The 23651-nt window shown below is 69.4% G+C and carries 19 protein-coding genes; 9 read left to right on the forward strand and 10 right to left on the reverse strand.

Going from position 1 to position 23651, the window contains the following annotated elements:
• Nucleotides 1-169: 169 nt before the first annotated feature.
• Nucleotides 170-373 (reverse strand): hypothetical protein, encoded by a 204-nt coding sequence (locus D457_RS0114960; RefSeq protein ID WP_017581479.1) that lies wholly within the window; start codon nt 371-373, stop codon nt 170-172.
• Nucleotides 374-867: 494 nt separating this feature from the next.
• Between D457_RS0114960 and D457_RS32595 the strand changes: the two genes are divergently transcribed.
• Nucleotides 868-1344, forward strand: coding sequence for a hypothetical protein (locus tag D457_RS32595; RefSeq protein WP_017581480.1), 477 nt, complete (start codon nt 868-870; stop codon nt 1342-1344).
• Nucleotides 1345-1476: 132 nt separating this feature from the next.
• On the forward strand, nt 1477-2238 hold the full coding sequence (locus D457_RS0114970; RefSeq protein WP_017581481.1) for a hypothetical protein: 762 nt from the start codon (nt 1477-1479) through the stop codon (nt 2236-2238).
• Nucleotides 2239-2381: 143 nt separating this feature from the next.
• On the opposite strand, the gene D457_RS0114975 is transcribed toward D457_RS0114970, so the two are convergent.
• The 4 genes from D457_RS0114975 to D457_RS0114990 form a co-directional block, all read right to left on the reverse strand.
• Nucleotides 2382-5129: a sensor histidine kinase gene (locus tag D457_RS0114975; protein WP_239646110.1), complete on the reverse strand. Its 2748-nt coding sequence runs from the start codon at nt 5127-5129 to the stop codon at nt 2382-2384.
• Between the two features lie 138 nt (nt 5130-5267).
• Entirely contained in the window at nt 5268-6119 is an 852-nt protein-coding gene (locus D457_RS0114980; protein WP_017581483.1) for an ABC transporter permease, read from the reverse strand.
• A gap of 95 nt (nt 6120-6214) precedes the next feature.
• The gene (locus D457_RS0114985; protein WP_017581484.1) at nt 6215-7219 is read right to left on the reverse strand and encodes an ABC transporter ATP-binding protein; all 1005 of its coding nucleotides are present in this window, start codon (nt 7217-7219) and stop codon (nt 6215-6217) included.
• A 679-nt stretch (nt 7220-7898) separates the two neighbouring features.
• Complete coding sequence (locus tag D457_RS0114990; protein ID WP_026116670.1) at nt 7899-8498, reverse strand: TetR/AcrR family transcriptional regulator; 600 nt, start codon at nt 8496-8498, stop codon at nt 7899-7901.
• 128 nt (nt 8499-8626) lie between these two features.
• Between D457_RS0114990 and D457_RS37510 the strand changes: the two genes are divergently transcribed.
• Entirely contained in the window at nt 8627-9799 is a 1173-nt protein-coding gene (locus D457_RS37510; protein ID WP_017581486.1) for an alpha/beta hydrolase, read from the forward strand.
• Between the two features lie 108 nt (nt 9800-9907).
• Here D457_RS37510 and D457_RS0115000 read toward each other — a convergent pair whose 3' ends face one another.
• Nucleotides 9908-12127: a (Fe-S)-binding protein gene (locus D457_RS0115000; protein WP_017581487.1), complete on the reverse strand. Its 2220-nt coding sequence runs from the start codon at nt 12125-12127 to the stop codon at nt 9908-9910.
• A gap of 657 nt (nt 12128-12784) precedes the next feature.
• Here D457_RS0115000 and dnaK point away from each other — a divergent pair.
• From dnaK to clpB, 5 genes are all read left to right on the forward strand, one after another.
• On the forward strand, nt 12785-14653 hold the full coding sequence (dnaK, locus tag D457_RS0115005; RefSeq protein WP_017581488.1) for a molecular chaperone DnaK: 1869 nt from the start codon (nt 12785-12787) through the stop codon (nt 14651-14653).
• Between the two features lie 43 nt (nt 14654-14696).
• Complete coding sequence (gene grpE, locus D457_RS0115010) at nt 14697-15425, forward strand: nucleotide exchange factor GrpE (RefSeq protein ID WP_017581489.1); 729 nt, start codon at nt 14697-14699, stop codon at nt 15423-15425.
• A 202-nt stretch (nt 15426-15627) separates the two neighbouring features.
• Nucleotides 15628-16791, forward strand: a complete 1164-nt coding sequence (gene dnaJ, locus D457_RS0115015; protein WP_017581490.1) for a molecular chaperone DnaJ — start codon at nt 15628-15630, stop codon at nt 16789-16791.
• Nucleotides 16788-17348: a heat shock protein transcriptional repressor HspR gene (locus D457_RS0115020; protein WP_017581491.1), complete on the forward strand. Its 561-nt coding sequence runs from the start codon at nt 16788-16790 to the stop codon at nt 17346-17348. The genes dnaJ and D457_RS0115020 overlap by 4 nt, the downstream gene beginning before the upstream one ends.
• A gap of 93 nt (nt 17349-17441) precedes the next feature.
• On the forward strand, nt 17442-20060 hold the full coding sequence (gene clpB, locus D457_RS0115025; protein ID WP_017581492.1) for an ATP-dependent chaperone ClpB: 2619 nt from the start codon (nt 17442-17444) through the stop codon (nt 20058-20060).
• 88 nt (nt 20061-20148) lie between these two features.
• Here the strand turns inward: clpB and D457_RS0115030 are convergent, their stop codons facing one another.
• A complete protein-coding gene (locus tag D457_RS0115030) occupies nt 20149-20424 on the reverse strand; it encodes a hypothetical protein (protein WP_017581493.1) in 276 nt (91 codons plus the stop codon).
• A gap of 207 nt (nt 20425-20631) precedes the next feature.
• Here D457_RS0115030 and D457_RS0115035 point away from each other — a divergent pair, with 207 nt between their 5' ends.
• The gene (locus D457_RS0115035) at nt 20632-21228 is read left to right on the forward strand and encodes a Uma2 family endonuclease (RefSeq protein ID WP_017581494.1); all 597 of its coding nucleotides are present in this window, start codon (nt 20632-20634) and stop codon (nt 21226-21228) included.
• 386 nt (nt 21229-21614) lie between these two features.
• Here the strand turns inward: D457_RS0115035 and D457_RS37050 are convergent, their stop codons facing one another.
• The 3 genes from D457_RS37050 to D457_RS0115055 all read right to left on the reverse strand — a co-directional run bounded on the left by D457_RS37050 (nt 21615) and on the right by D457_RS0115055 (nt 23473).
• A complete protein-coding gene (locus D457_RS37050) occupies nt 21615-22097 on the reverse strand; it encodes a hypothetical protein (RefSeq protein WP_017581495.1) in 483 nt (160 codons plus the stop codon).
• On the reverse strand, nt 22094-22606 hold the full coding sequence (locus D457_RS0115045; RefSeq protein WP_017581496.1) for an ATP-binding protein: 513 nt from the start codon (nt 22604-22606) through the stop codon (nt 22094-22096). Before D457_RS0115045 ends, D457_RS37050 begins: the two co-directional genes overlap by 4 nt.
• Before the next feature lie 333 nt (nt 22607-22939).
• On the reverse strand, nt 22940-23473 hold the full coding sequence (locus D457_RS0115055; protein WP_017581497.1) for a hypothetical protein: 534 nt from the start codon (nt 23471-23473) through the stop codon (nt 22940-22942).
• Between the last annotated feature and the right edge of the window lie 178 nt (nt 23474-23651).

Below are 23651 nucleotides of genomic sequence, written 5' to 3' on the forward strand. Positions count from 1 at the left end.
ACCATCACGCGGCGCGCACCGAAACCAGGACGGGCACAGCAGGTCGGACACCGGGAAGGAGCGAACACCGGAGGCAGCACACACGGCTGGAACCCCTCCCGGAGGAGGGGTTCCAGTGGTGTTCGCAGCGGTGGCAGGCGCTACTTGCCGGTCGACGGCTCCAGGCCCGTCACGCGGCCGACTGCTGAACCTTGCTGCCCTGGCCGGAGACGCTCAGGAAGGCGAAGCCGAGCAGGGACGCGGCTCCTACCAGCGAGCCCGCCAGCCGGGCTCCGGTGAACGGGTCGAAGAAAGCAACAGCGGCGCTGACCGCAAGCAGGACAACGGACAGGACGATCAGGGGCTTGCGAGCGGAGCTCTTCTTGTCGGACATGGTTCCTCGCCTCTTCTTCGGTTCAGCTGCGGGGAGGGGCTCCCAAGAGTCGAGGTAGCGGTTCTCGAAACCCCTGCCTCGTCAATCCCTCCGTTTCGCCTCCAACGATCCTTCGGCCCCTTCACACCGCCGTCACACGAACGCAGGGTGTTCGGCTCCTCACCCGAAACCAGTCGGTCCCTGGAGCCGTTCGGCCTCGGACGACACCGCGTGCAAGACCCGGCGCCCCGCTGACCGGGGCCGCTGCCCCCCTCGAAAGGAGCTGACGGATTCCCCGGGAGAGTCACACCGGGCGGTGGGCCCGATCCCCGCCTGGCTAACCCGGATGAGCGGGTCACTGGCCCACACGAGTCATGCGCTCCCAACCCTCTCGGACGTAGCCTGGAAGTCCTCTCTCCCTGTGGGATCGGTTCCGTCGCGCCCGCGCCCACACCGCCCCGCCGCCGCGGGCCATATGTCCTGTCCTGCGACACCGTTGTCCCGGGAGGTGAGCGGTGGCACACGGCCTCGGTATGCGCGACCAGCTCCACGACCACGTCGCCCTGGACGAGATCGAGCTCTACGCTGAGATCCTTATCGCCGTCGCCGCTGCCGACCAGCGGCTCAGCCCTGCCGAGATCGATCGCGTCCTCGGCCTCGGCCAGGAGCCGGAGCCCGGAACCCACGGCATGGAAACTCCCGGATCCGAACCCCGCGATGCCTCGGAGACGCACAACGCCCCGGAACACCCTGCCGCCCCGGAACACCCTGCCGCCCCGGAACAAACAGCCCCCGGCGCGAGCCCCGGCCCCACTCGGGCTGGCCCCAACTCCAGCTCCCGGACCAGGAGCATCGCCTCCGTGCCCCTGGCGCGTGACGGCCGAGCCCCGACTCCCGTCCTCCCCCTGCTGCACGATGCACTCCCCGGCGGCGGCCGAACGGCACACCCGCTGTGCGGCCCGTTCGTCCCCTGGCGCGCCTGGCAGCTGTGAGTTCCGCCGCGCCCTGACCGGAATCGGCCTGATCCGGCCACTTTCGACCCGCTCCGTGTGTTCTCGCACTGGGTATTGCCCCTTCTGGGCCCCTCAGCCCACAGAACGGCCAGTAGCCCCTCAGGAGCCGAGATGCACGCAGGATCCGACAGACCGGAACGCGAGGTGGAGCGCGCCCCCGCCGCCCGCCGCCCCGGTCACCCCCGCCCCGACGACGGCGAGCCGGACAGCGCCCGCCGTGTCACCTTCACGATCGCCATCGTGGTGACCTCCGTCTTCCTCCTGCTCACAGCTGGTGGGATCGGCTGGTTCATCGCAGGCGGCCTCCCGTCATCCGGGGAGGATTCCGCCGCCGACGCAGGCGCGGACGACGCCACCGGGGACGACACCGCGGAGACGGATGCGGCCCCGGGGGGCCGGGGAGGGGAGGGAACGGTCTCCGACTCACACTCGGGGCTCGCCTACGACCTGCCCGGCGACGGGTGGACCCGGCTCGGCGACGACCAGGTCCCGGCGGAGTACTCCTCGTACGTGGTGTACGGATCCGCCGACGACCCGGACGCGATCATCGTCACCGGAACCGAGGACCTCGGCCCCCTGGAGCCCATCGCGGTCTCCGGGGCGCGCCTGGCGGCGGACATGGTCGGCGACCTGATCACCGGCGGCGGGGACGTGTGGGTCGAGCCCTCGGGGCAGACCTCGCTGGACGACCTGCCCGCCTTCGGCGCGACCATGGGCAGCGGCACCGACGACGGCGCGGGCAGCTACGGCCGTTTCCTGGTGGTCGAGCTCAACGACGACACCGGCGCGTTCATGCTCGGCCTCAACACCGGCGGCGGTGACGAGGCCACGGCCGGTATCGACGCCGCCTTCGAGTCGGTCGGCACCCTCTAGTAGATCCGGTTTCAGTGGGTTCCGGACGCCTCATCCCCCGGAAACCCGAGCCCTGGGAAATCCAGCCCCCCGGACGTCCCGCGGTGCCCCGGTCCAGGGCGCCGCGGGGCAGGGGCGGGGCGGGCACAGGCGGGCGGCGGGGCTCAGAGCGGGATGATCGCCCGGAGCAGGAAGCCGCCGTCCTTGGTCCGGGCCCTGGAGAGGGTGCCGTCGCTCATGGCGACGCGCTCGGCCAGCCCGGCCAGGCCGTTGCCGTCACTGCTTCCCCCGAGCCTCTCCTCCCGTGCGCCGTCGTTGTGGACCTCCACCACCAGCTGTCTTCGCCGGTCGCCGTCCTCCCTGGTCAGGGTGAAGCTGATCTGGCACTCGTCGGCGTCACTGTGCCGCATCACGTTCGTACCGCCCTCACGCACCACCCAGGCGGCCAGGGCCGCGACCTTCGGCGGCAGTTCCAGGCCGTCGAGGCCGGTGACCACGGTTCTGGTGCCGCCCGAGTCGAGCACCGCGGTGATCGCCTCCACCTCGCCCGCCAGGTCCACCTCCCGGTAGCCGCTGACAGCGGAACGCACCTGTTGGAGCGCCTGTCGGGCCAGGGCCTGGACCTCGGCGATCTCGGTCACCGCCCGGTCCGGTGCCCGTTCCACCAGCCGCCCCGCCAGCTGGGACTTGACCGCCAGCGCCGAAAGGCTGTGCCCGAGCAGGTCGTGCATGTCCCGGGCGAAGCGGAGGCGCTCCTGGGTCACCGCCAGCTGAGCGCGGGCCCGCTGACCGGCGACCGCCTCCCGGCTGATGTCCCACAGCCAGATCGTGCCGAAGGTGCTGAAGACGAAGAGCAGGGCGACGAATACGGCGAACAGCCAGAGCAGGCCGTAGTCGAGGGGGCTGAACTCGACCGGGTCCTGGAGGTGGAAGGTCGGGAGCAGCGGCAGAGGGGCCAACAGCAACAGGGCGCTGATGAGGGCGCCGCTCCGGCGCGAGGTGAAGAGGATCCCGGTCCCCCACCAGGAACCGATCATCATCAGCGCCGCGACAGGAGTGTTGAGGAACACCGCGCTCGACAGCAGCAGCGCCACGGAGGCCCAGAGCAGTCTCGGGCTCGGCTCCCGGTTACCGTCCATACGTTCCCGGAGCAGGCGGACGAGCAGGACGGCTACCACCACGGCGAGGACCGTACCGACCACCGAAGGCCACAGCGGCATGCCCAGGTCAGCGCTGAAGACGATGTCCATGAGGGCCAGCAGGACCAGTATCAGTCCGGTGAAACCGATCAGACCCATGATGATGCGGCGAGCGATCCGGACCCGGCGGTCCCCGGTCAGGTCGGCGGCCAGGCCGGGGTCGCCCGCCTCACCCGGAACTTCCTCGGGGGGAGGCTCGGGGGTCGCTGCGGGGCTGTCGGACACCGGTGCACCGCCACCGCTCGGTCCCGACACGGCCAGCGGGGCAGAGCCGCTCTCGTTCACTCTGTCTCCTGGGGGATAAGGATCACCGGGCAGGGGTAGTACGGCTCGGAGCAGGAAGCCGCCGTCGTTGGTGCGGGCCGCCGCCAGTGTGCCACCCCCTCCGGAGATCCGTTCGGCCAGCCCGGCCAGTCCGCTGCTGGACTCCGCCCCGTCCCGCTCGCCCTCCCGGGCTCTGTCGTTGGCCACCTCCACGACCAGTTCCCGCCGCTCGGCACCGGGGTCAACCGCCACCGAGAAGGAGATCCGGCATCTGTGGGCGCGGCTGTGCCGCAGGACGTTGGTACCGCCCTCGCGCACCACCCAGGCTGCCAGGGCGGCCGTGTCCGCCGGCAGGTCGAGCCGTGCCAGCCCGGTCACGGAGGTGGCGGTCCCGTTGGCCTCCAGGACCGCGCGGACCGAACTCACCTCCGCCCCCAGGTCGATGTCCCGGTAGCCCCGAACCACCGAGCGCACCTGGCGCAGCGTGGTCCGGGCCAGTTCGTGTACCTGGTCGATCTCCGCCCTGGCCGCCTCGGGATCGTCCCGCACGAGCCCGCCGGCCCGCCCAGCCCCGAGCCTGAGGGCATCGAGCCTGTGCCCCAGCAGCTCCCGCATGTCGTTGGTGAACCGGAGCCGCTCCCCGTCCACGGCCAGCTGGGCGCGGGCCTGCTGGCCGTCGGTCACCTGCCTGATCGCGTCCCACAGCCAGATGGTGTACAGGCAGCTCGTCCACAGGAGCACCGCCCAGAAGAACATGATCGCCGCGTGTCCCAACAGGTTGGGCGCGAACAGGGGCTGGTGGATCCCGTCGCCCACCGCGGGGAACAGGGGTGAGCGCATCGGGCTGATCAGGGCGCTCAGCCAGGGCAGTGCCAGCAGGACGAGGGTGACCCACAGGAGCTGCCTCCTCGGGGCCAGGAAGGTGGCCAGGGCCCACACGATGGCGCACATGGAGAAGACATGGGGCGTATACCAGAGGAAGAGACCCAGAACCAGGAACAGCGCCGACGCAACCCGGTAGAGCCGCTGGTCCGGGATCTGCCTCCCGTCCATCCGTTCCCGGACCATCCGGGCCAGGGCCAGCCCGCACAGGATCGACGCGACGGACAGGGCCAGGCAGCGAACCACCGCCAGCACCAGGACGTAGGCCGGTTGCCCGTCCAGGACGCTCGTGGCGGCGGCCAGGTCCATCAGGGCGCCCAGGACTCCGAGGAAGGGCACCAGGAGCGCGAAGAACGCCATGCTCCACAGACAGAACCGCCTGGCCCGGCGGATCCTTCGGGCCAGACCCGCGCTCATCGCCGAAGGGGTGAGCGTCTCCGCTGCCCCCGCACCGCCGTCCGCACCGGGCTCGGGCACCGTCGGCGCCGCGACCGCCGACCGCTCCCCGTGCTCCACCACGTCCGCCTCCCCCGCCTTGATCCACCGGCCTCCAACGTTAGGCCGCAAAGCCCTCCGTCCGGACGTTGTCCACAGGCCCGGTTCTGCGCCGGCCCTGGAATTCCGCGCCCGGCAGGCCTGGACACAGCGGTGCCGGGAGGACCCTGTCCTGGGACCTCCCGGCACCGTCGAGCCGCCAGGCGAGTTCTAGGGCTGGCGGGGATCCCACTTGAAGTAGCGGCGGACCAGCAGCGACAGCACCACAATCCAGGCGAGCATCACGCCGACGGCGGGCAGTGCGTTGGTCCACAGGGCAGCGGTGCCCAGCGCCTCGGCGCCCTCGTAGCCACCGAAGACGTCGTAGCCGGTGTAGGCGGCCTGGGCCAGTTCGGCGGCCGGGGCGACCGGCAGGAACTGGACGACCGAGCGGACCGCGTCGGGCATCAGGTCCAGTGGGAAGAAGATCCCGCCGGTGAGCAGCAGCGCCATCATCGGCACGACCGAGAACATCTGCGCGGACTCGGCGCTGCGCACCAGCGGAGTGATCAGCAGTCCCACCAGGCTCATGGCCACGGCGCTGAGCAGCACCGCGACCAGCAGCAGGACCGGGTCCTTCGGCATCGTGCCACCCATCGCGGTGATCCCGCCGACGATCAGCACCGTGAGCGCCAGGGAGAACAGCACGACGACCAGGACCACCCCGCCGAAGATCGCCGTCTGCGGGACCCCGCTCACCCGGAGCCGCTTGAGGACCAGTGACTCGCGGCGCGCGGCGAAGACGTTGGAGGGGTGCCCGATCCCCAGCATCAGACCGATGGCGGTGAGGGCCGCGGCGAGGGAGAGGTCCCGCGTGGTGAAGTCGCCGAAGACCGGGATGCCGGGCATCGACATCAGCGGCATGAAGAGGATCAGCGGGAGTACCAGGTACATCAGCGCGGTCTTGTACCGCACGAAGAGGGTGAACTCGGTGCGGGCCAGGCGCAGGGTCTGCTTCACCAGGCTGGGAGAGGTTCGGGCCGCGGTCTTCGGGCCCGGGGACCGGGTGGTGGTCGTGGTCATCGTGTGTCTCCTGAATTCTGGGGCCGGGGCCGCGCGGTAGGGCGCGTGCTCGGCGAAGATCGGGGGCCTGCTGTGCGGGGCCTGTCGTCCGTGCCCTACTCCGCGAGCAGGTCCGCGGCGCCGTCGGCGACCTGGAGGAACACGTCCTCCAGGGAGGCGCCGCGCACCTGGAGGTGCTGGAGGACGGTGCCCCGCTCCGCGGCCCAGCCCATCAGCGCGGCGACGGCGTGGTGGGCCCGCTCGGCGACGTCGCCGTCACTGACCGTGTAGGTGGCCCACAGCTCCTGGTCGCGGGTCTCCACCTCGATCTCGGCACAGGCCACGTCAGGCAGGTCGGCGGTGCGCACGTCGCTGGGGAGCAGGAAGCTCACCCGGTCACCCCACCCGGCGAGGACACCGGCCAGGGTGCCCTCCACGTGGATCTCGCCGCGGTGCATGATGGCGAGCCGGTCGGCGAGGCGCTCGGCCTCCTCCAGGTAGTGCGTGGTGAGCAGGATCGCGACGCCGCTCTCCTTGAGCTCGTTGATGATCTTCCAGGTCTCGTGCCGCGCCTCCGGGTCCATGCCGGTGGTGGGCTCGTCGAGGTAGAGGACCTCGGGCCGGGTCATCAGGGCCGAGCCCAGGTCGAGGCGGCGCTTCTGGCCACCGGAGAGCTGGCGGATGCGGAGCTTGCGCTTGTCCGTGAGGTTGATCAGCTGGAGGGTCTCGTCGATCCCACGCGGATCCGCGGCCAGGTCGCTGGTGAGACTGAGGCTCTCCTCCACGCTGAGGTCCTCCAGCAGCCCGCTGCCCTGGAGCACCGCGTTGACCCGCTCACGGATCCCGGCGGGCTGCGCGAAGGGGTCCTCGCCGAAGACCCGGACGGTACCGGAGCTGGGGCGCCGGAACCCCTCCAGGGTCTCGATGGTGGTGGTCTTCCCGGCGCCGTTGGTGCCCAGGAGCGCGAAGAGCTCGCCGGGTCGGATCTCGAAGGAGACGCCCTTGACCGCCTCGAAGTCCCCGTAGCGCTGGTGCAGGTCGCGGACGACCACCGACGCCCCCGCACTCGACGTGGAGTCCTGGGTCGCGGCGGCCGGTTCGGTGTTCGCTGTCGTCGTCATGTCCCAAGATTCCCGCGAACCGGGTACCCGCCGACAGACGCCGCTGTCACCCGTTCCCGATGGCACTTCACCCGGCACCGACACTGACAAATGTCATCAGCCCGGGCCGGGGTGGTCTCGGTGCGCGCGGTGGTGCGACCGCGCCCGCACGTGCCCCTTCGTCACCTCACGTGCGAGCGCGGTCGCCGCCGCCGATCGGGGTCGCGCCCGTCCCCTCACAACTCACGTCGGGCGCGTTCCCCTAGCGGTTATCCACCGTTCTACACGAATTCCCTCGGGTGCACTGGGGGAATACGACATTCTCCGTTGCGCGAATCCGATACCCGGGGGGATTGGTTGCTCTCTTCTGAGGAAACTTCGTCCTGCGGGTGACTTTTCAGGCCGGATCGCCTGCGGAAGCGGCCTCCGCACGGACCCCGGGAACGGGCGTCCGAGCCCACCGACCCCACCGAGCCGAGAATAAAACGTCCTGAACAGGCATGACACCGAACCACACTGGGCCCGAACACCTCCCCAGCCAGCAACCGGAAATGGTTTTCATCCGCACCCGGCAATGGAAACCTTTTATCTGGAAAACCGGGCCGAGCAGGGTGAACCACGGCCGCTCCGCCGAGAAAGCCTTCCGGGACCAAAGACACCAATCGAGGGCCCCGGAGCCGAGGCCCCGGCGCCGTCGCGCTCAGCCGGTGAGCGCGCGGACCATCGACTCGACCGCCGCGCGCTGGGGCGCCAGGTCCGCGTCCTCGGGCAGCCGCGCGCAGGTGAGCCACAGCCCGTCCACGAACACCATCAGCAGCTCCGCCAGCGCCACCGGGTCCTGACCGGGGGCGAGTTCTTCCTGTTCGCGGGCGTACTCGAAGGCCTTGCGCAGGTACTCCCTGCTCTGGGCGTCCAAGTCGGCCAGCACCCCGGCGAAGCCCGGGTCGACGGCGGCGCGCGCGTAGAAGGCGGCCCAGATGCGCGCCTGCGCCCGGCGCCGCCCGTCGGTGGGCAGCAGGTCTAGGAGCACCTGCCGCAGCCCTTCGGTGAAGGTGAGGCCCTCGGGGCCGATCCGGAACCGGCCGAACCGCGCGAGCACCTCGTCAACGGAGGCGGCCAGCGCGAAGTGCAGGAGTTCGTCCTTGGAGGCGAACTCGCGTTGGACCGCACCCGCGGACAGCCCCGCCTCGACGGCGACCACCCGAACACTGACCCCTTCCAGCCCTTCCCGGGCAGCGATGCGGTGGATCGCCTCGGCGACCCGACCTCGGCGGGTTTCCCTGTCTACGACCTTCGGCACCCGCTCATTCTGGCACACCCGCAGCTTTTTGATACGTTCGTATCGATACGACTGAATCGAAAAGAGGTTCCCCATGCCCGAGCCCCGCTCACGGTTCCGCTCCGCGCTCCTCTTCCTCTCCGGACTGCTTGGCCCTGCCCGGCCTCGGCGCGACCGCCCTGGTCCTGCTTCCGCCCGTTTCCTGGGGCGCCTGGCAGTACGGGCTGCTGGCTTTGGAGTTCGCCCTGTTCCTCGCCCTCCCCGCCGCCCTCGGCCTGCTCCTGGCGCTTCTCTCCCGCCGCCCGCGCCCCCGGGACACACACCCGCGGGTCACGCTCGCCCTGGCCGGACTCAACGCGGCCCTGCTCGCCGCCGCCCTGGCCCCCGCCGTTTCCCTGTGGTCGACCGCCCGCGCCGAGGGGACGCCGCTCCGCCTGTCCGAGTACACCGCCGGGCCGGCCACCTCGGCCGACCGCGCACCGCTCACCCTGGAGTACGCCGAAGCGGACGGCGAGCCGCTGGTCCTCGACGTCTGGGAGCCCGTGGAACCGGCCGACGCACCCCTGCCCGTAGTGGTGAACATCCACGGCGGCGCGGACGACCTGCCGCAGAGCCTGCTCCCCCGTTGGGACACCTGGCTGGCCGACGGCGGGGACTCCGAGACCGGCGCCACTGGCACGGACCCGCAGCGGCGGGTGGTCTTCGACGTCGACTACCGCTTCTTCCCCGACGACGACTGGGCCGCTCCGGTGCGCGACGTCCGCTGCGCCCTCGGCTGGGTGCACGAGAACGCCGCGGAGTACGGCGGCGACCCCGAGCGCATCGCCGTCAGCGGACAGTCGGCCGGGGCCCTGCTGGCCCTGCTCGCCACCTACAGCTCGGACCACCCGCCCAGCTGCGATACCGGGGTCCCCGAGGTGGCGGCGGTGGTCGCCTGGTACCCCGGCACCGACGTGACCGCCGACGCCGCCGACCTCCCCTGGCGACTGCTCCGCTCCCCGGTCAACGACGAGCTCACCGAACTGGAGGAGCGGATGATGGGCGGCTCCCTCAACGAGATTCCGCAGGAGTACGCCGCGATGTCACCGGTGCGGCTGGTCGGCCCGAACACCCCGCCGACCCTCCTGCTCACCGCCGGGCACGACCTTTTCCTCAGCCCGGAGGACAACCGGCGGATGGCCGCCGCACTCGACAAGGCCGGCGTCCCGCACCACCACGTCGAACTGCCGTGGACGGAGCACATGTACGACCTCAACTGGGGCGGTTTCGCCAGTCAGATCACCCGGCACGCCATCGACGGCTTCCTTCGCGAGCACCACTGAGACCAGAACCCGGGCCCGGGCAACGCGAAGGGGCGGGACGCCTTTCGGCGTCCCGCCCCTCGCGCGGATTCTCCGGTCTCGGCCAGAACTCACCCAAGCACAGGGTGGCTAGGCGTCGGCGGTCTCCTTCTGTTCGTCGCCCTCGGCCGGGTTCTCACCCTTGACCGAACGGAGCAGCAGCTGGGAGACGTCGACGACCTCCAGCGACTCCTTGGCCTCGCCCGCGGACTTCTTCTCGTTGATCGCGTCACCGAGCATGACCTGGCAGAACGGGCACGCGGTGGAGACGGTGTCGGGGTTGGTGGTCAGCGCTTCGTCAACACGCTCGGTGTTGATGCGCTTGCCGATCCGCTCCTCCATCCACATGCGGGCACCGCCGGCGCCACAGCAGAAGCCGCGCTCCTTGTGGCGGTGCATCTCCTGCGTCTTGATGCCGGGCACCTGTGCCATGATGTCGCGCGGCGGCGTGTACACCTTGTTGTGGCGGCCCAGGAAGCAGGGGTCGTGGTAGGTGATGTTCTCGTCGATCGAGCTCACCGGGGTCAGCTGACCCTCCTCGACCAGCTTGGCCAACAGCTGGCTGTGGTGGATGACCTCGTAGGTGCCACCCAGCTGCGGGTACTCCTTGGCCAGCGTGTTGAAGCAGTGCGGGCAGCTGGCCACGATCTTGGTGACGCCCGCGTCGTTGAGCGTCTCCACGTTCTGCTGGGCCAGCATCTGGAAGACGTACTCCATGCCCAGGCGGCGCGCCGGGTCACCGGTGCAGGCCTCCATGCCGCCCAGGACGGCGAACTTGACGCCCGCGATGTCCAGCAGCTCGGCGATGGCCTTCGTGGTCTTCTTGGCGCGGTCCTCCAGGGCACCGGCGCAGCCGACCCAGAAGAGGTACTCGGTGCCCTCGGGCAGCTTGTCCTCGACGACCGGGACCTCGACCGGGTTCTCCTGGGAGGCGAGCTCCTCGATCCACTCCATGCGGCGGTCCTCGGCCATGCCCCACGGGTTGCCCTTGTTCTCAAGGTTCTTGAGCAGGGTGTTGGCCTCGGACGGGAAGTTGGACTCGACCATGACCTGGTAGCGGCGCATGTCCAGGATGTGGTCGATGTGCTCGATGTCGACCGGGCACTGCTCCACGCACGCACCGCAGTTGGTGCAGGCCCACAGCTCGTCGGGGTGGATGACGCCACCCTCCTCCTCGGTGCCGACCAGCGGCTTGTTGAGGAGGGCGAGGACGTCGACGCCCGCGTGGCTGTTGTCGGGGGCCTCGGCGAGGGTCTCCTCGGTGATGCCCTTGAGGAGGTACGGCGCCTTCTCGTAGGTGTGCTTCTGGAGGTCGAGGATGACCTTCTTCGGCGAGAGCGGCTTACCGGTGTTCCAGGCGGGGCACTGCGACTGGCAGCGGCCGCACTCGGTGCAGCTGGTGAAGTCGAGGAGGCCCTTCCAGGTGAAGTCCTCGAGCTTGCCCGCGCCGAACGGGTCCTCGTCCGGGTCGGCCTCCTCGAAGTCGAGGGGCTTCTTGCCGGACTTGTCCATCATCTGCTTGGCGGCACCGAGCGTCGGAGTGCCGTCGGCGTTGCGCTTGAAGAAGATGTTGAACGGCGCCACGAAGCGGTGCCAGCCGATACCCATGGTGAGGTTGAAGTACAGCACCACGAAGAACGCGTAGCTGATGACCAGCTTGAACGCGGCGACCAGCGCGATGGCGGGCTCGGCCACGGCGGCGTCGGTCGGCATGATCGCGCCGAAGGCGTGCGAGACCGGGGTCGCCCAGACCGGGAACGGGAAGTCCTCGATGGCGACCTTGAGACCGCGGATCACGAAGATCGAGATCAGCAGGGCCCACAGGTAGGCCTCGACGTAGTACGCGGTCCACGTCTTGGAGTTGAAGAAGCGGGACTGCTTGCCCTTGCGGTGCGGGCCGTTGAGCAGGCGGTAGATCGTCAGGCCGATGATGCCCACGAGGCTGGCCGCGGCGATGACCTCGATGGCCAGGCCGTAGACGGTCCAGTCGTAGATCACCGGCAGCTTGAAGTGCGGGTTGAAGACCTCGCCCTGGGCCTCGACGACCGTGAAGAACAGCAGCGGGAACGAGACCATCACGAACCAGTGGGCCACGCCGACCCACGGCCGCTTGAGCATCCTCGTGTGCGCGAGAATCTCGATCAGCGTCATCGTGAGTCGCTTGCTCAGCGACTCCGTACGCTCCGGCTCCACCGCTCGGCCCACACTCACGGTTCGCCAGATCTGGTAACCACCCAGGGCGAACGTGGCAAGCGCGACCACGGCGAAGACCGAGGTGATGATGCCCAGTGTCAAGTACAGAGGATGCATCGTCCGTGGCCTCCCATCCTGCTTTCGTCATCCGGTGCGCCACACACCGGTGGTCCATATTGATGTTACTAGCGAGTAATAGCGCGGTCGCCATCGACCCTCGACCCCAAGGGGCCGACTGTTGGAACGACCACGCACTCTCCGCCCTGCACGCCCGGGCTGCGGGGCCTCGTGCACGCGGGTGCGAGTGAGTACCAACCGTAGCCAGCCATGTCGCCACTTCCCTCACTCGGGTGCGCCCGAGTCACCCCGGACGCGCCGCACACCTCTATGTAAGCGGACACCGGAGCGAACAGGGGACACCCGGGCATCGGTGGGACCACCGGTCGTGTCCCGCCTGGCAGAACATGCTCGCCCCAAGGGAACGAACACCGTGCCCCGCGCCACCGACGCCGCCCCGACCTCCACCCCACCCCCGACCCACCCCGAGACGCCCCCGACTCCCCTGATTTCCAGGTCAAGGATGTCCCCGAGTTGTCCCGGGGTTCATACATCTTCCTCGTGAAATCACCCCAGGTCGGGAACATCCCCGCGTGGCCACCCGTTGTCAGGTCGTAGGAAGTAACTTGAGTCGGGTCGACTCAACTGACTTGACAGCCCCCACCCGACGAAGCAAACTTACGCCTGAACGACTCAACTTTGACGGAGGAAACAACCATGGCACGTGCGGTCGGAATCGACCTCGGTACGACGAACTCGTGTGTCGCGGTCCTTGAGGGTGGCGAGCCGACGGTCATCACGAACGCCGAGGGCTCCCGCACCACCCCTTCGGTCGTGGCCTTCGCCAAGAACGGTGAGGTGCTCGTCGGTGAGGTGGCCAAGCGTCAGGCCGTCACCAACGTCGACCGGACCATCCGCTCGGTGAAGCGTCACATCGGCACCGACTGGTCGGTGCAGATTGACGACAAGACCTTCAACCCGCAGCAGATCAGCGCCTTCATCCTGCAGAAGCTCAAGCGCGACGCCGAGGCCTACCTGGGCGAGGACGTGACCGACGCGGTCATCACCGTCCCGGCCTACTTCAGCGACTCGCAGCGCCAGGCCACCAAGGAAGCCGGCACGATCGCGGGCCTCAACGTCCTGCGCATCATCAACGAGCCCACCTCGGCCGCGCTCGCCTACCACCTGGAGAAGGAGGACGAGGCGACGATCCTCGTCTACGACCTCGGTGGCGGTACCTTCGACGTCTCCCTCCTGGAGGTCGGCGACGGCGTCGTGGAGGTCAAGGCGACCAACGGCGACAACCACCTCGGTGGCGACGACTGGGACCAGGCGATCGTCAACTGGCTGGTGGAGAAGTTCAAGAACTCCAACGGCGTCGACCTGTCCAAGGACAAGATGGCGCTCCAGCGTCTGCGCGAGGCCGCCGAGAAGGCCAAGATCGAGCTCTCCAGCTCCAGCGAGTCGCAGATCAACCTGCCCTACATCACGGCCTCGGCCGAGGGCCCGCTGCACCTGGACGAGAAGCTCACCCGCGCCGAGTTCCAGCGCCTGACCGCCGACCTGGTCGAGCGGACCAAGACCCCGTTCCAGCAGGTCATCAAGGACGCCGGGATCAGCCTGGACGAGATCCACCACGTGGTTCTGGTCGGCGGCTCGACCCGTATGCCCGCCATCGCCGAGCTCGTCAAGGAGATGACCGGCGGCAAGGAGCCCAACAAGGGCGTCAACCCGGACGAGGTCGTGGCCATCGGTGCCGCGCTCCAGGCCGGTGTGCTCAAGGGCGAGGTCAAGGACGTCCTGCTGCTGGACGTCACCCCGCTCTCCCTGGGCATCGAGACCAAGGGCGGTGTGTTCACCAAGCTCATCGAGCGGAACACCACCATCCCGACCAAGCGCTCCGAGATCTTCACGACGGCCGACGACAACCAGCCGTCCGTGCAGATCCAGGTGTACCAGGGCGAGCGCGACATCGCCCAGTACAACAAGAAGCTGGGCGTCTTCGACCTGACCGGTCTGCCCCCGGCGCCGCGCGGCGTCCCGCAGATCGAGGTCGCCTTCGACATCGACGCCAACGGCATCGTCAGCGTCACCGCGAAGGACCTGGGCACCGGCAAGGAGCAGACCGTCACCATCTCCGGTGGTTCGGCGATGTCCAAGGACGACATCGACCAGATGGTCCGCGACGCCGAGCAGTACGCCGAGGAGGACCGCAAGCGCCGCGAGGAGGCCGAGGTCCGCAACAACGCCGAGTCCCTCGTCTACCAGACCGAGAAGGTCATCAAGGACAACGAGGACAAGGTCCCGGCGGACGTGCGCTCCGAGACCGAAGCCGCCGTCGCCGAGCTGAAGACCGCTCTCGAGGGCACCGACGTCGAGGCCATCCGCTCCGCGAGCGAGAAGGTCGCGCTGGCCAGCCAGAAGATCGGTTCCGCGATCTACAGCCAGGGCCAGCAGGGTGAGGGCGCCGCCCAGCCCGGCGCCGAGAACGCCGACGCCGGCAGCGGTGCCTCCGCCGAGGACGCGGACGTGGTCGACGCCGAGATCGTCGACGAGGACAACGGCAAGGGCAACCAGGGTTCCTGACCCGAGAGTTCCGTGAGAGCCGAGGAAGGAGGGAACGTCGGACATGGCGTTGTCGGACAAGAACAACCCTGACACCGGTGACGGTGACGAGAACCAGGGTCCGGTGATCCGCGACAACCGCAAGGTCGACCCCGAGACCGGTGAGGTCCGCGCCCCCAAGGGCGAGTCCACCGAGGAGGAGCCCGAGGTCGTCGAGAGCGAGATCGAGATCCCGGACACCCCGGAATCCGTGGTGACCGAGGCGATCAACGCGGACGAGCGGGTCATCGAGCTCACCAACGACATCAAGCGGGTGCAGGCGGAGTACGCCAACTACCGCAAGCGTGTCGAGCGCGACCGCGTGGCCGTCCGCGAGGCGGCCACCGCCCAGGTCGTCGGCGAACTGCTGCCGGTCCTGGACGACATCGGTCGGGCCCGTGAGCACGACGAGCTCAACGGCGGGTTCAAGGCGGTGGGTGAGGCCCTGGAGGCCACGGCCACCAAGCTGGGCCTGGAGAAGTACGCCGAGCAGGGCGACGAGTTCGACCCGAACGTCCACGAGGCCCTCACCCTGGTCCCCGTCCCGAACATCTCCGTCCAGACGGTGATCGAGGTGTTCCAGCCCGGGTACCGGATGGGTGAGCGCGTTCTCCGCCCCGCCCGTGTGGTGGTCGGCGAGCCCATGGAGGGCGCGGCGGACGACGAGTCCTCCGACGGCTCCGCGGACTCCAGCGAAGCCGCCGAGGGTGCCGAGACCGCTGGGAACGGCGAGAGCGGCGAGGATAAGAAGTAGGAGCGGGTACGCCCGTAGGACGTGTTCGGTGGGCGCTGTCCGTCGCGGACGGTGCACGCGCCCATCGAGTACGCCCGTAGACCCGGCCGTGGCCGACGTGAGAGCGTCGGTCACGGCCCCGGGTCGCCCCCGGCCCCACGCGGTTCGGGGCAACGTGGAAACATCGGACGCAACCGGCACCAGCGGGAGAAGGCACCAGTCGATGAGCACCAAGGACTACCTGGAGAAGGACTACTACAAGGTCCTGGGAGTCTCAAAGACCGCCTCCAAGGACGAGATCAAGTCGTCCTACCGCAAGCTGGCCCGGGAGAACCACCCGGACGCCAACACTGGCGACGCCAAGGCCGAGGACCGCTTCAAGGAGATCTCCGAGGCGTACAACGTCCTGTCGGACGAGAAACGCCGTAAGGAGTACGACGAGGCGCGCTCCATGTTCGGCGGCTCGTACCGTCCCGGCGGGGCCGGGCCCGGCGGGTTCGACATGAGCGACATCTTCGGCCAGGGCTCCGGCGGCGGTGGCGGAGCCGCCGGCGGCGAACGCCTGAGCGACCTCTTCGGCGGGCTGTTCGGCAACCGCGGGCGCGGGGGCACGGCCACCCGCAGCAGGCGCGGCGCCGACGTCGAGACCGAGACGACACTGAGCTTCCGCGAGGCCGCGGACGGGGTCACCCGTTCGTTCCAGCTGAGCAGCGAGGCCCCGTGCAACACCTGCAAGGGCACGGGAGCGCGCGCCGGCACGGCCCCGCGCATGTGCCCCAAGTGCAGCGGCACCGGGCATGAGAGCACCAACCTGGGCGGCTTCTCGCTGTCCGACCCGTGCAGCGAGTGCAAGGGACGCGGCCTCGTGGTCGACGACCCTTGCCCCACCTGCACCGGCAGCGGACGCGGCAAGAGCACCCGCACCATACAGACGCGCATCCCGGCCGGAGTGAGCGACGGCCAGCGCATCCGCATCAAGGGCAAGGGCGCGCCCGGAGAGAACGGCGGCCCCAACGGTGACCTGTACGTCGTCGTCCACGTGAAGGGACACCCGGTGTTCGGCAGGAGCGGCGACAACGTCACCATCACGGTCCCGGTGACCTTCCCCGAGGCGGCGCTGGGCGCCGAGGTCAGGGTTCCGACCCTGAGCGGGTTCCCGGTGACCGTGAAGGTGCCGCCGGGCACCCAGAACGGGCACACCCTGCGGGTCCGCGGCAAGGGCGCCACCCGCAAGGACGGCACCATCGGGAACATGCTGGTCACCTTCGAGGTGGACGTGCCCAAGACACTCAACGGCGACGCCCGCGAGGCTCTGGAGAAGTTCCGCGCGGCGACCTCCGACTACGACCCGCGCGACGGGCTCGAAGCGCGGGCGAAGGGCGCGTGAACAACGTGAACGATCCTGCTTTCGGCGCCGACGCACCGGTCTACGTGATCTCGGTGGCCGCTGAGCTGGCCGGTATGCACCCGCAGACGCTGCGGCAGTACGACCGGCTGGGGATCGTGTCTCCGGGGCGCACGTCCGGCCGGGGGCGCCGGTACTCCATGCGCGACGTACGGACGCTGCGCGAGGTGCAGCGCCTGTCGCAGGAGGAAGGCATCAACCTCGCCGGGATCAAGCGGATCCTGGAGCTGCAGCACGAGGTGGAGCAGCTGCGTGAGCAGGTGTTCCACCTGGCCAACGAACTGGAGGCGGCCCGCCGTGCGGTGTCCCGGCGGGGCCGCCCGATGGCCCGCCCCGAAGGTGGGCCGGTGCGCGGGGAGCTGGTGCGCCGCACCCGCGTCACGATCTTCAACACCGCCGAACCCGAGGGCGAACACCCCGACCGGAGCAACGGCCGAAACGACCAGGGCGGCCAGAGTGGTCCGGGTGGCCAGGGCGGCCCGTCCGGCCAGAGCGGCCACCAGGACGGTCCGGAGTCGGGCGGGTCGGTCCGGGGCTGACCGGGCCGGTGGGGTTCCCGCCCGCTGACACGGGCCTGTTCGGCCAGAAATCATCACTCTGAGTAACTTTTTATGTGGAAGGAGTAACCGGACATGAACTACAAGCTCACCCGTAAGAGCCAGGAGGCTCTGGCCGCCGCGATCCGTCAGGCCACCACCGACGGCAGCCCGCAGACCGAGCCGCTGCACCTGCTGTACGCCCTCCTGGAGCAGGCCGAGGGCATCACCCGGCCGCTGCTCAAGGAGGTCGGCGCCAACCCCGACCAGCTCAAGGACAAGGTCGAGGTGGCGATCGGCGACCTGCCCAAGGCCGCCGGTTCCACGGTCAGCTCACCGAGCTCCTCGCGCCAGCTCATCGTCTCCATCAACACCGCCGCCCAGCGCGCCCAGCAGATGGAGGACGAGTACGTCTCGACCGAGCACCTGCTGGTCGGGCTGGCCACCGACGGCGGCGAGGCCGCTCGGCTGCTCAACGAGGCCGGGGCCACCCCGGACACCCTCCTTGAGGCCTTCGAGCGGGTGCGCGGTACCGGCAAGGTCACCTCGGAGAACCCCGAGGACACCTTCCAGTCACTGGAGAAGTTCGGTGTGGACCTCACCGAACGCGCCCGCGAGGGCAAGGTGGACCCGGTCATCGGCCGGGACGGGGAGATCCGCCGGGTCATCCAGGTGCTCAGCCGCCGCACCAAGAACAACCCCGTGCTCATCGGTGAGCCGGGCGTGGGCAAGACCGCCGTGGTGGAGGGGCTGGCCCAGCGCATCGTGGCCGGGGACGTGCCGCAGTCGCTGCTCGGCAAACGCCTGATCAGCCTCGACCTGTCCGCGATGGTCGCGGGCGCCAAGTACCGCGGCGAGTTCGAGGAGCGGCTCAAGGCGGTGCTCTCGGAGATCAAGGAGTCCGAGGGCCAGGTCATCACGTTCATCGACGAACTCCACACCATGGTGGGCGCGGGGGCGGCCGAGGGCGCCATGGACGCGGGCAACATGCTCAAGCCGATGCTGGCCCGCGGTGAGCTGCGCATGGTCGGCGCGACCACCCTGGACGAGTACCGGGAGAAGATCGAGAAGGACCCCGCGCTGGAGCGCCGCTTCCAGCAGGTGTTCGTCGGCGAGCCCTCGGCCACCGACACCATCGCGATCCTGCGCGGCCTCAAAGGCCGTTACGAGGCACACCACAAGGTGCAGATCTCCGACTCCGCCCTGGTGGCGGCGGCCACGCTTTCGGACCGCTACATCACCGCGCGGTTCCTTCCGGACAAGGCCATCGACCTCATCGACGAGGCCGCGTCCCGGCTGCGGATGGAGATCGACTCCAGCCCGGTGGAGATCGACGAACTGCGCCGGACCGTCGACCGCCTCAAGATGGAGGAGATGGCCCTCGACAAGGAGTCCGACCCCGCGAGCCAGCAGCGGCTGGAGCGGCTGCGCGCCGACCTCGCCGACCACCAGGAGAAACTCAACGGGCTGGTGGCCCGCTGGGAGCAGGAGAAGGCCGGACTGAACCGGGTCGGTGACCTCAAGGGCCAGCTGGACGAACTGCGCACCAAGGCGGAACTGGCCGAGCGCGAGGGCCGCTTCGAGGAGGCCTCCCGGCTGATGTACGGGGACATCCCGCAGCTGGAGAAGCAGGTCGAGGAGGCGTCCAAGGCCGAGGAGAGCGCCGAGGCCTCCGCCGGGAACACCATGGTCAAGGACGAGGTGGGCGCCGACGAGATCGCCGACGTCGTCTCCGCCTGGACCGGTATCCCGGTGGGGCGGCTGATGGAGGGCGAGACCTCCAAGCTGCTGCGGATGGAGGCCGAGCTGGGGCAGCGGCTGATCGGGCAGAAGGACGCCGTCCAGGCGGTGTCGGACGCGGTGCGCCGGGCCCGGGCGGGGATCTCCGACCCGGACCGGCCGACGGGTTCGTTCCTGTTCCTGGGGCCCACGGGTGTGGGCAAGACCGAGCTGGCCAAGGCGCTGGCCGAGTTCCTGTTCGACGACGAGCGCGCGATCGTGCGCATCGACATGAGCGAGTACTCCGAGAAGCACTCGGTGTCCCGCCTGGTGGGTGCGCCTCCCGGGTACGTGGGCTACGAGGAGGGCGGCCAGCTCACCGAGGCGGTGCGGCGGCGCCCGTACACCGTAGTGCTGCTGGACGAGGTGGAGAAGGCCCACCTGGAGGTGTTCGACACCCTCCTGCAGGTGCTGGACGACGGTCGCCTGACCGACGGCCAGGGCCGCCAGGTGGACTTCCGCAACACCATCCTCATCCTCACCTCCAACCTGGGCTCGCAGTTCCTGGTGGACCAGTCTCTGGAGGAGGCCACCCGCAGGGAGCGCGTGATGGACGTCGTGCGCGCCACGTTCAAGCCGGAGTTCCTCAACCGCCTGGACGACGTGATCATGTTCGACGCGCTGTCCACCGAGGACCTCACCCGGATCGTGGACCTGCAGGTGGACAAGCTGGCTGGCCGGCTGGCCGACCGCCAGCTCGCCCTGGACGTCACCGCGGGCGCCCGCGAGTGGCTGGCGCTGACCGGCTACGACCCCAACTACGGTGCCCGGCCGCTGCGCCGCCTGGTGCAGTCCTCGATCGGCGACCCGCTCGCCCGCGAGCTGCTCTCCGGCGAACTCACCGAGGGCGACACCGTCCTGGTGGACGTGAGCGGCGACCGCGACAAGCTGAACGTGACCACCCGCAAGGCCGGGGAACCGGCCCTGGAGCCCTGACCCAACCGCTACTGACCGAGGGACCGCACCCGCCGCTGAATTCCCGACCCGGGTGCGGTCCCCAGGTGTGTCCTGCTCATGTCGGGGTTCAGCTGATGGAGCCCAGGAACAGGAAGTAGAAGAGCACCAGGACCACACTGATGGCGAGGCCGATCCCCATCGTCGTCCACGCGTAGCCGACGAATCGGTCCTGTTCGCCGGGTTCGGACTCCTTGGACATGGCGATGGCGGAGAACACGATCGCGATGATGCCGCAGATCTGGTTGCAGCACAGGGTCATGAAGATGGCCGCGATCAGAGCACTGCCAGGACTGCGATCCGAGGACGAACCGTCGTGCGGGGTGGAACTGTGGGAGTAGGACACATCGGCCTCTTCGAGTCGGGGTACCCCTGCACTGTCAGACGCCTTCACCGCCGCTCCGGTTTCGACCACTCCGTGTGACCTCACCCGCCGAGGGAGCGGTCACACGGTGCATCACGAACCTCGGCGCTGAGGGGCATCGACCTTGTAATCTGATGCCCGAACGCTGCGTTCCGGGACCCGTGCCCACACCGGAAGGGGTCGCACACCATGACCGTGCTCGAACACTCCTCGCCGAGACCCCCCGTCGAGAAGCTGAGTGTCGAACAGTTCGAGGTCATCGCCCAGGCTGCTGCCCGTGAGGATGTCACTCTCGAGTACCTCAACGGCCAGATGGAGACCCGGACCGCGCCCGACAGCGACCACAACGCGATTCTCATGTGGTTGATGCGCCAGTTCATGACCCAGCGCGCGGACCTGGATCTGAATGTCACAGGCCAAGGCTTGAAACTGGATACCTACCGCAGGGGACGCGCACGACCGGACGGCATCCTCGCGCCGGTCGACCACTTCGCCGGACAGGGTGAGTGGGCGGATCCCGCAGGGGTTCTGGTAGTCGTCGAGGTCACCTCATGGGACTCCGACACCAACGCCCGTGACCGTGTCGAGAAGGCCCACGCCTACGCCGCCTGTGACATCAGCGTCTACCTGCTGGTGGACCGCGACGACGACAGCGTCACGGTCCACAGCGAGCCCAGGAGCGGCAGGTACCGCAACATCGCCAAGCTCGGCTACGGGCACACCGTCGAGATCCCCGGGGTCGGGGTCACCCTGAGCACAGACGGCCTCAAACGGTACGGGCGCTAGATCATTGATGGGAGCTTTCTGGAGCTCCTGCGCCCGTGCCGACGGGCGACTCCCCCGCAGACCGAAACCCGACCGGTGGCCTGCCGGTGCTTCCGAAACCCTCTAACCCCCGGTGATCTTGCTACCAGGAGCAAGTTCGGCGCCGAACTTGCTCCTGGTAGCAAGATCATCTTCGAAGGGGAGGCCGGAACCCTCCCCAGGAGGATCCGCGCCCCCTCAGCCGCCGATCCACTGTCGGCGACCTTTCGTGCTGAGGCGATGGCGGTGACGCAGAAGTCACCGGGGCGGCCGTCCCGTACGGGATGAGCGAGTGGTGCCGCGCGCGCCCGCCGAAATCACCAGAGCCGGGGCGTCAGCGGGCGCGCGGGGTTCGCGGATATCGGTGGTCAGAGCGGGAACCCGGTCTGGAAGACGGCCTGGCCAAACGCCTCGACGGTGGACTGGACCAGGAGCAGCGTGGTGCTGACGGCCACGGCGGGCCAGCCCCACCAGGGGCGTGGGGCACGGTGGCGGCCCCGGGTGGGGGCGGGGCTGTCGTCGGTCAGGGCCACGATGGCCTCTTCGAGCCGTCGGGCTTCGCGTTCGGCCTGTTCGCGGCGTTGGCGGTCGACCTCGAACCACTGCGGGGTCGGGCCGTGCCGGAGCATGTGGGCCACCCGGGGGTTGCCTTCCATCTGCCGCAGCAGCCTCGCCTGGCGTTCGGAGTGGGTTTCCGGTGTGCTGAAGTACGGGCCCGAGGAGTGGCGGTGTTCCCGGGGTTGGGGCGAGGCGACCAGCGGGCGGTTGGAGCCGGGGCGGGAGAAGCGGTGTCCCCGGGGTGCGGCCAGGCGTTGGCGTACCCCGGAACTCACCTGCTGTGAGGCGGTCACCGGTCGGCCTCGGGGAGGGTGAACTCGGCCCAGGTCACGGTGCCCAACCCTTCACAGAAGGGGAATTCCAGCACCGAGCGGGTGCCCCACCGGTCGGCGAGGTGGCCGATCAGCAGCAGGCCCCGGCCGCGCTCGGCCTGCTCCCACTCCTCGATGGTGTGCTGCGGGGTCTGCGGAGCCTGGAACTCGGCGGTGTCAGTGCGCTGGCCGTCGTCGACGATCGCGACCTGGAGGGTGGAGGCGGTGGGCATGTGCAGGGTGCGGATGACCCGGCCCTCGACGTCCTCACCGGAGCGGGAGTGGGCGCAGGCGTTGGCGAACATCTCGCTGGCGCAGAGCACCAGGTTCTCGGCCGTCTCGGCGGGGAGTCCAGCCAGGCGGTGCAGGTCGGCGGCCAGGTCCGCACGCACCCACCCGGTCTGGGCCAGCTCGCCCGGGTAGAGGCGGGAGGGCCAGCGGCGTCCCGCGAACGGGGGTGTGGGGGCGTGGATGTTTGACACAATGGCCATGTCGGCAACTCGCTTCCTGTTGGAATCTGGTGTTGGTTGTCGGCCTGCTCTGGGGGTGTTGGCGCACCCGCCAGAGCTTTTTTCTGGGTGCTGAACGGTTGGCAGGGTTCAGCGTGTGGCGGTGATCGTGTGCCCGCAGTAGCGGCAGGTGGCGGTGGCCGTGTTGCCGCGCTTCACGGGTGGCTGGTCCGGGATGTAGTCGTGACCGTTCCGGTCTGAACAGGGCGTTTGGTTGTCCATCGCACCCGAGTCGTGGGGGTGGGCCGCGCGCCCGCCGGGCCTTGGGGACCGGTGCCACAGCGGGCGCGCGGGGCTTGGAGGACCGAGTCGGTTTTAGGTGTGCGGCGGGTTCGGGCCGTCGGGGTGGTGAAGGCCCAGGAACCGGTGGCACAGCAGGCGCAGGAGGCCCTGGCGGGTGGGTGCGGTGATGCGCTCCAAGGGGTCGCCCTCACCCGACCACCCGAAGGGGCGAAAGGCCATGAAGGTCTCCTGGGGCGGCGTGCCCACGATGGTCATGCACCAGTGCCTGTAGATGAGCGTGCACAGGACGTGCTCGGGGATGGGCAGCTCCTCCTCGGCGGGCGGGTTCGCCTGTGAGGGCACCGGCAGGCTCGCCCCGTCGCCCCCGACCGCCCTGACCGCGCGGGGCGGGTTGGGGTGATCGGCGATGGCCTGGTCGACGAGCTGGGTGGCCAGCTCGGCGTCGTTCTCTTCGTGAGCGAGGCGCAGCGCTTCCCTGATCAGGGGGAGCCGGTTGCGCAGTGTGTGGGAGTGCCACACGGCCAACTGAGAGGCGGTCAGGTGCGCAGGCGGCTGGAGAGCTTCGGCGACGACGGTGAGCAGGTCCCGGGTGTAGATGTCCGGCATCAGGCCGCCACCCCCAGCCGCTGAAGTCCGGAGAGCACGGCCTGGAGAACGTCCAGGGGCGCGGAGTCCAACGGCCTCCGGGGCGCCGGGACCCGTGGCGGGCGGGGAGAGCACAAGGGCTGCCCCAAGATCAGGGTTCGGGGAACCGGAGCGTAGCTGCGTACACGCCTGGCCCGAC

The sequence above is a fragment of the Nocardiopsis valliformis DSM 45023 genome (genome assembly GCF_000340985.1).
Classification (GTDB): Bacteria; Actinomycetota; Actinomycetes; order Streptosporangiales; family Streptosporangiaceae; genus Nocardiopsis; species Nocardiopsis exhalans.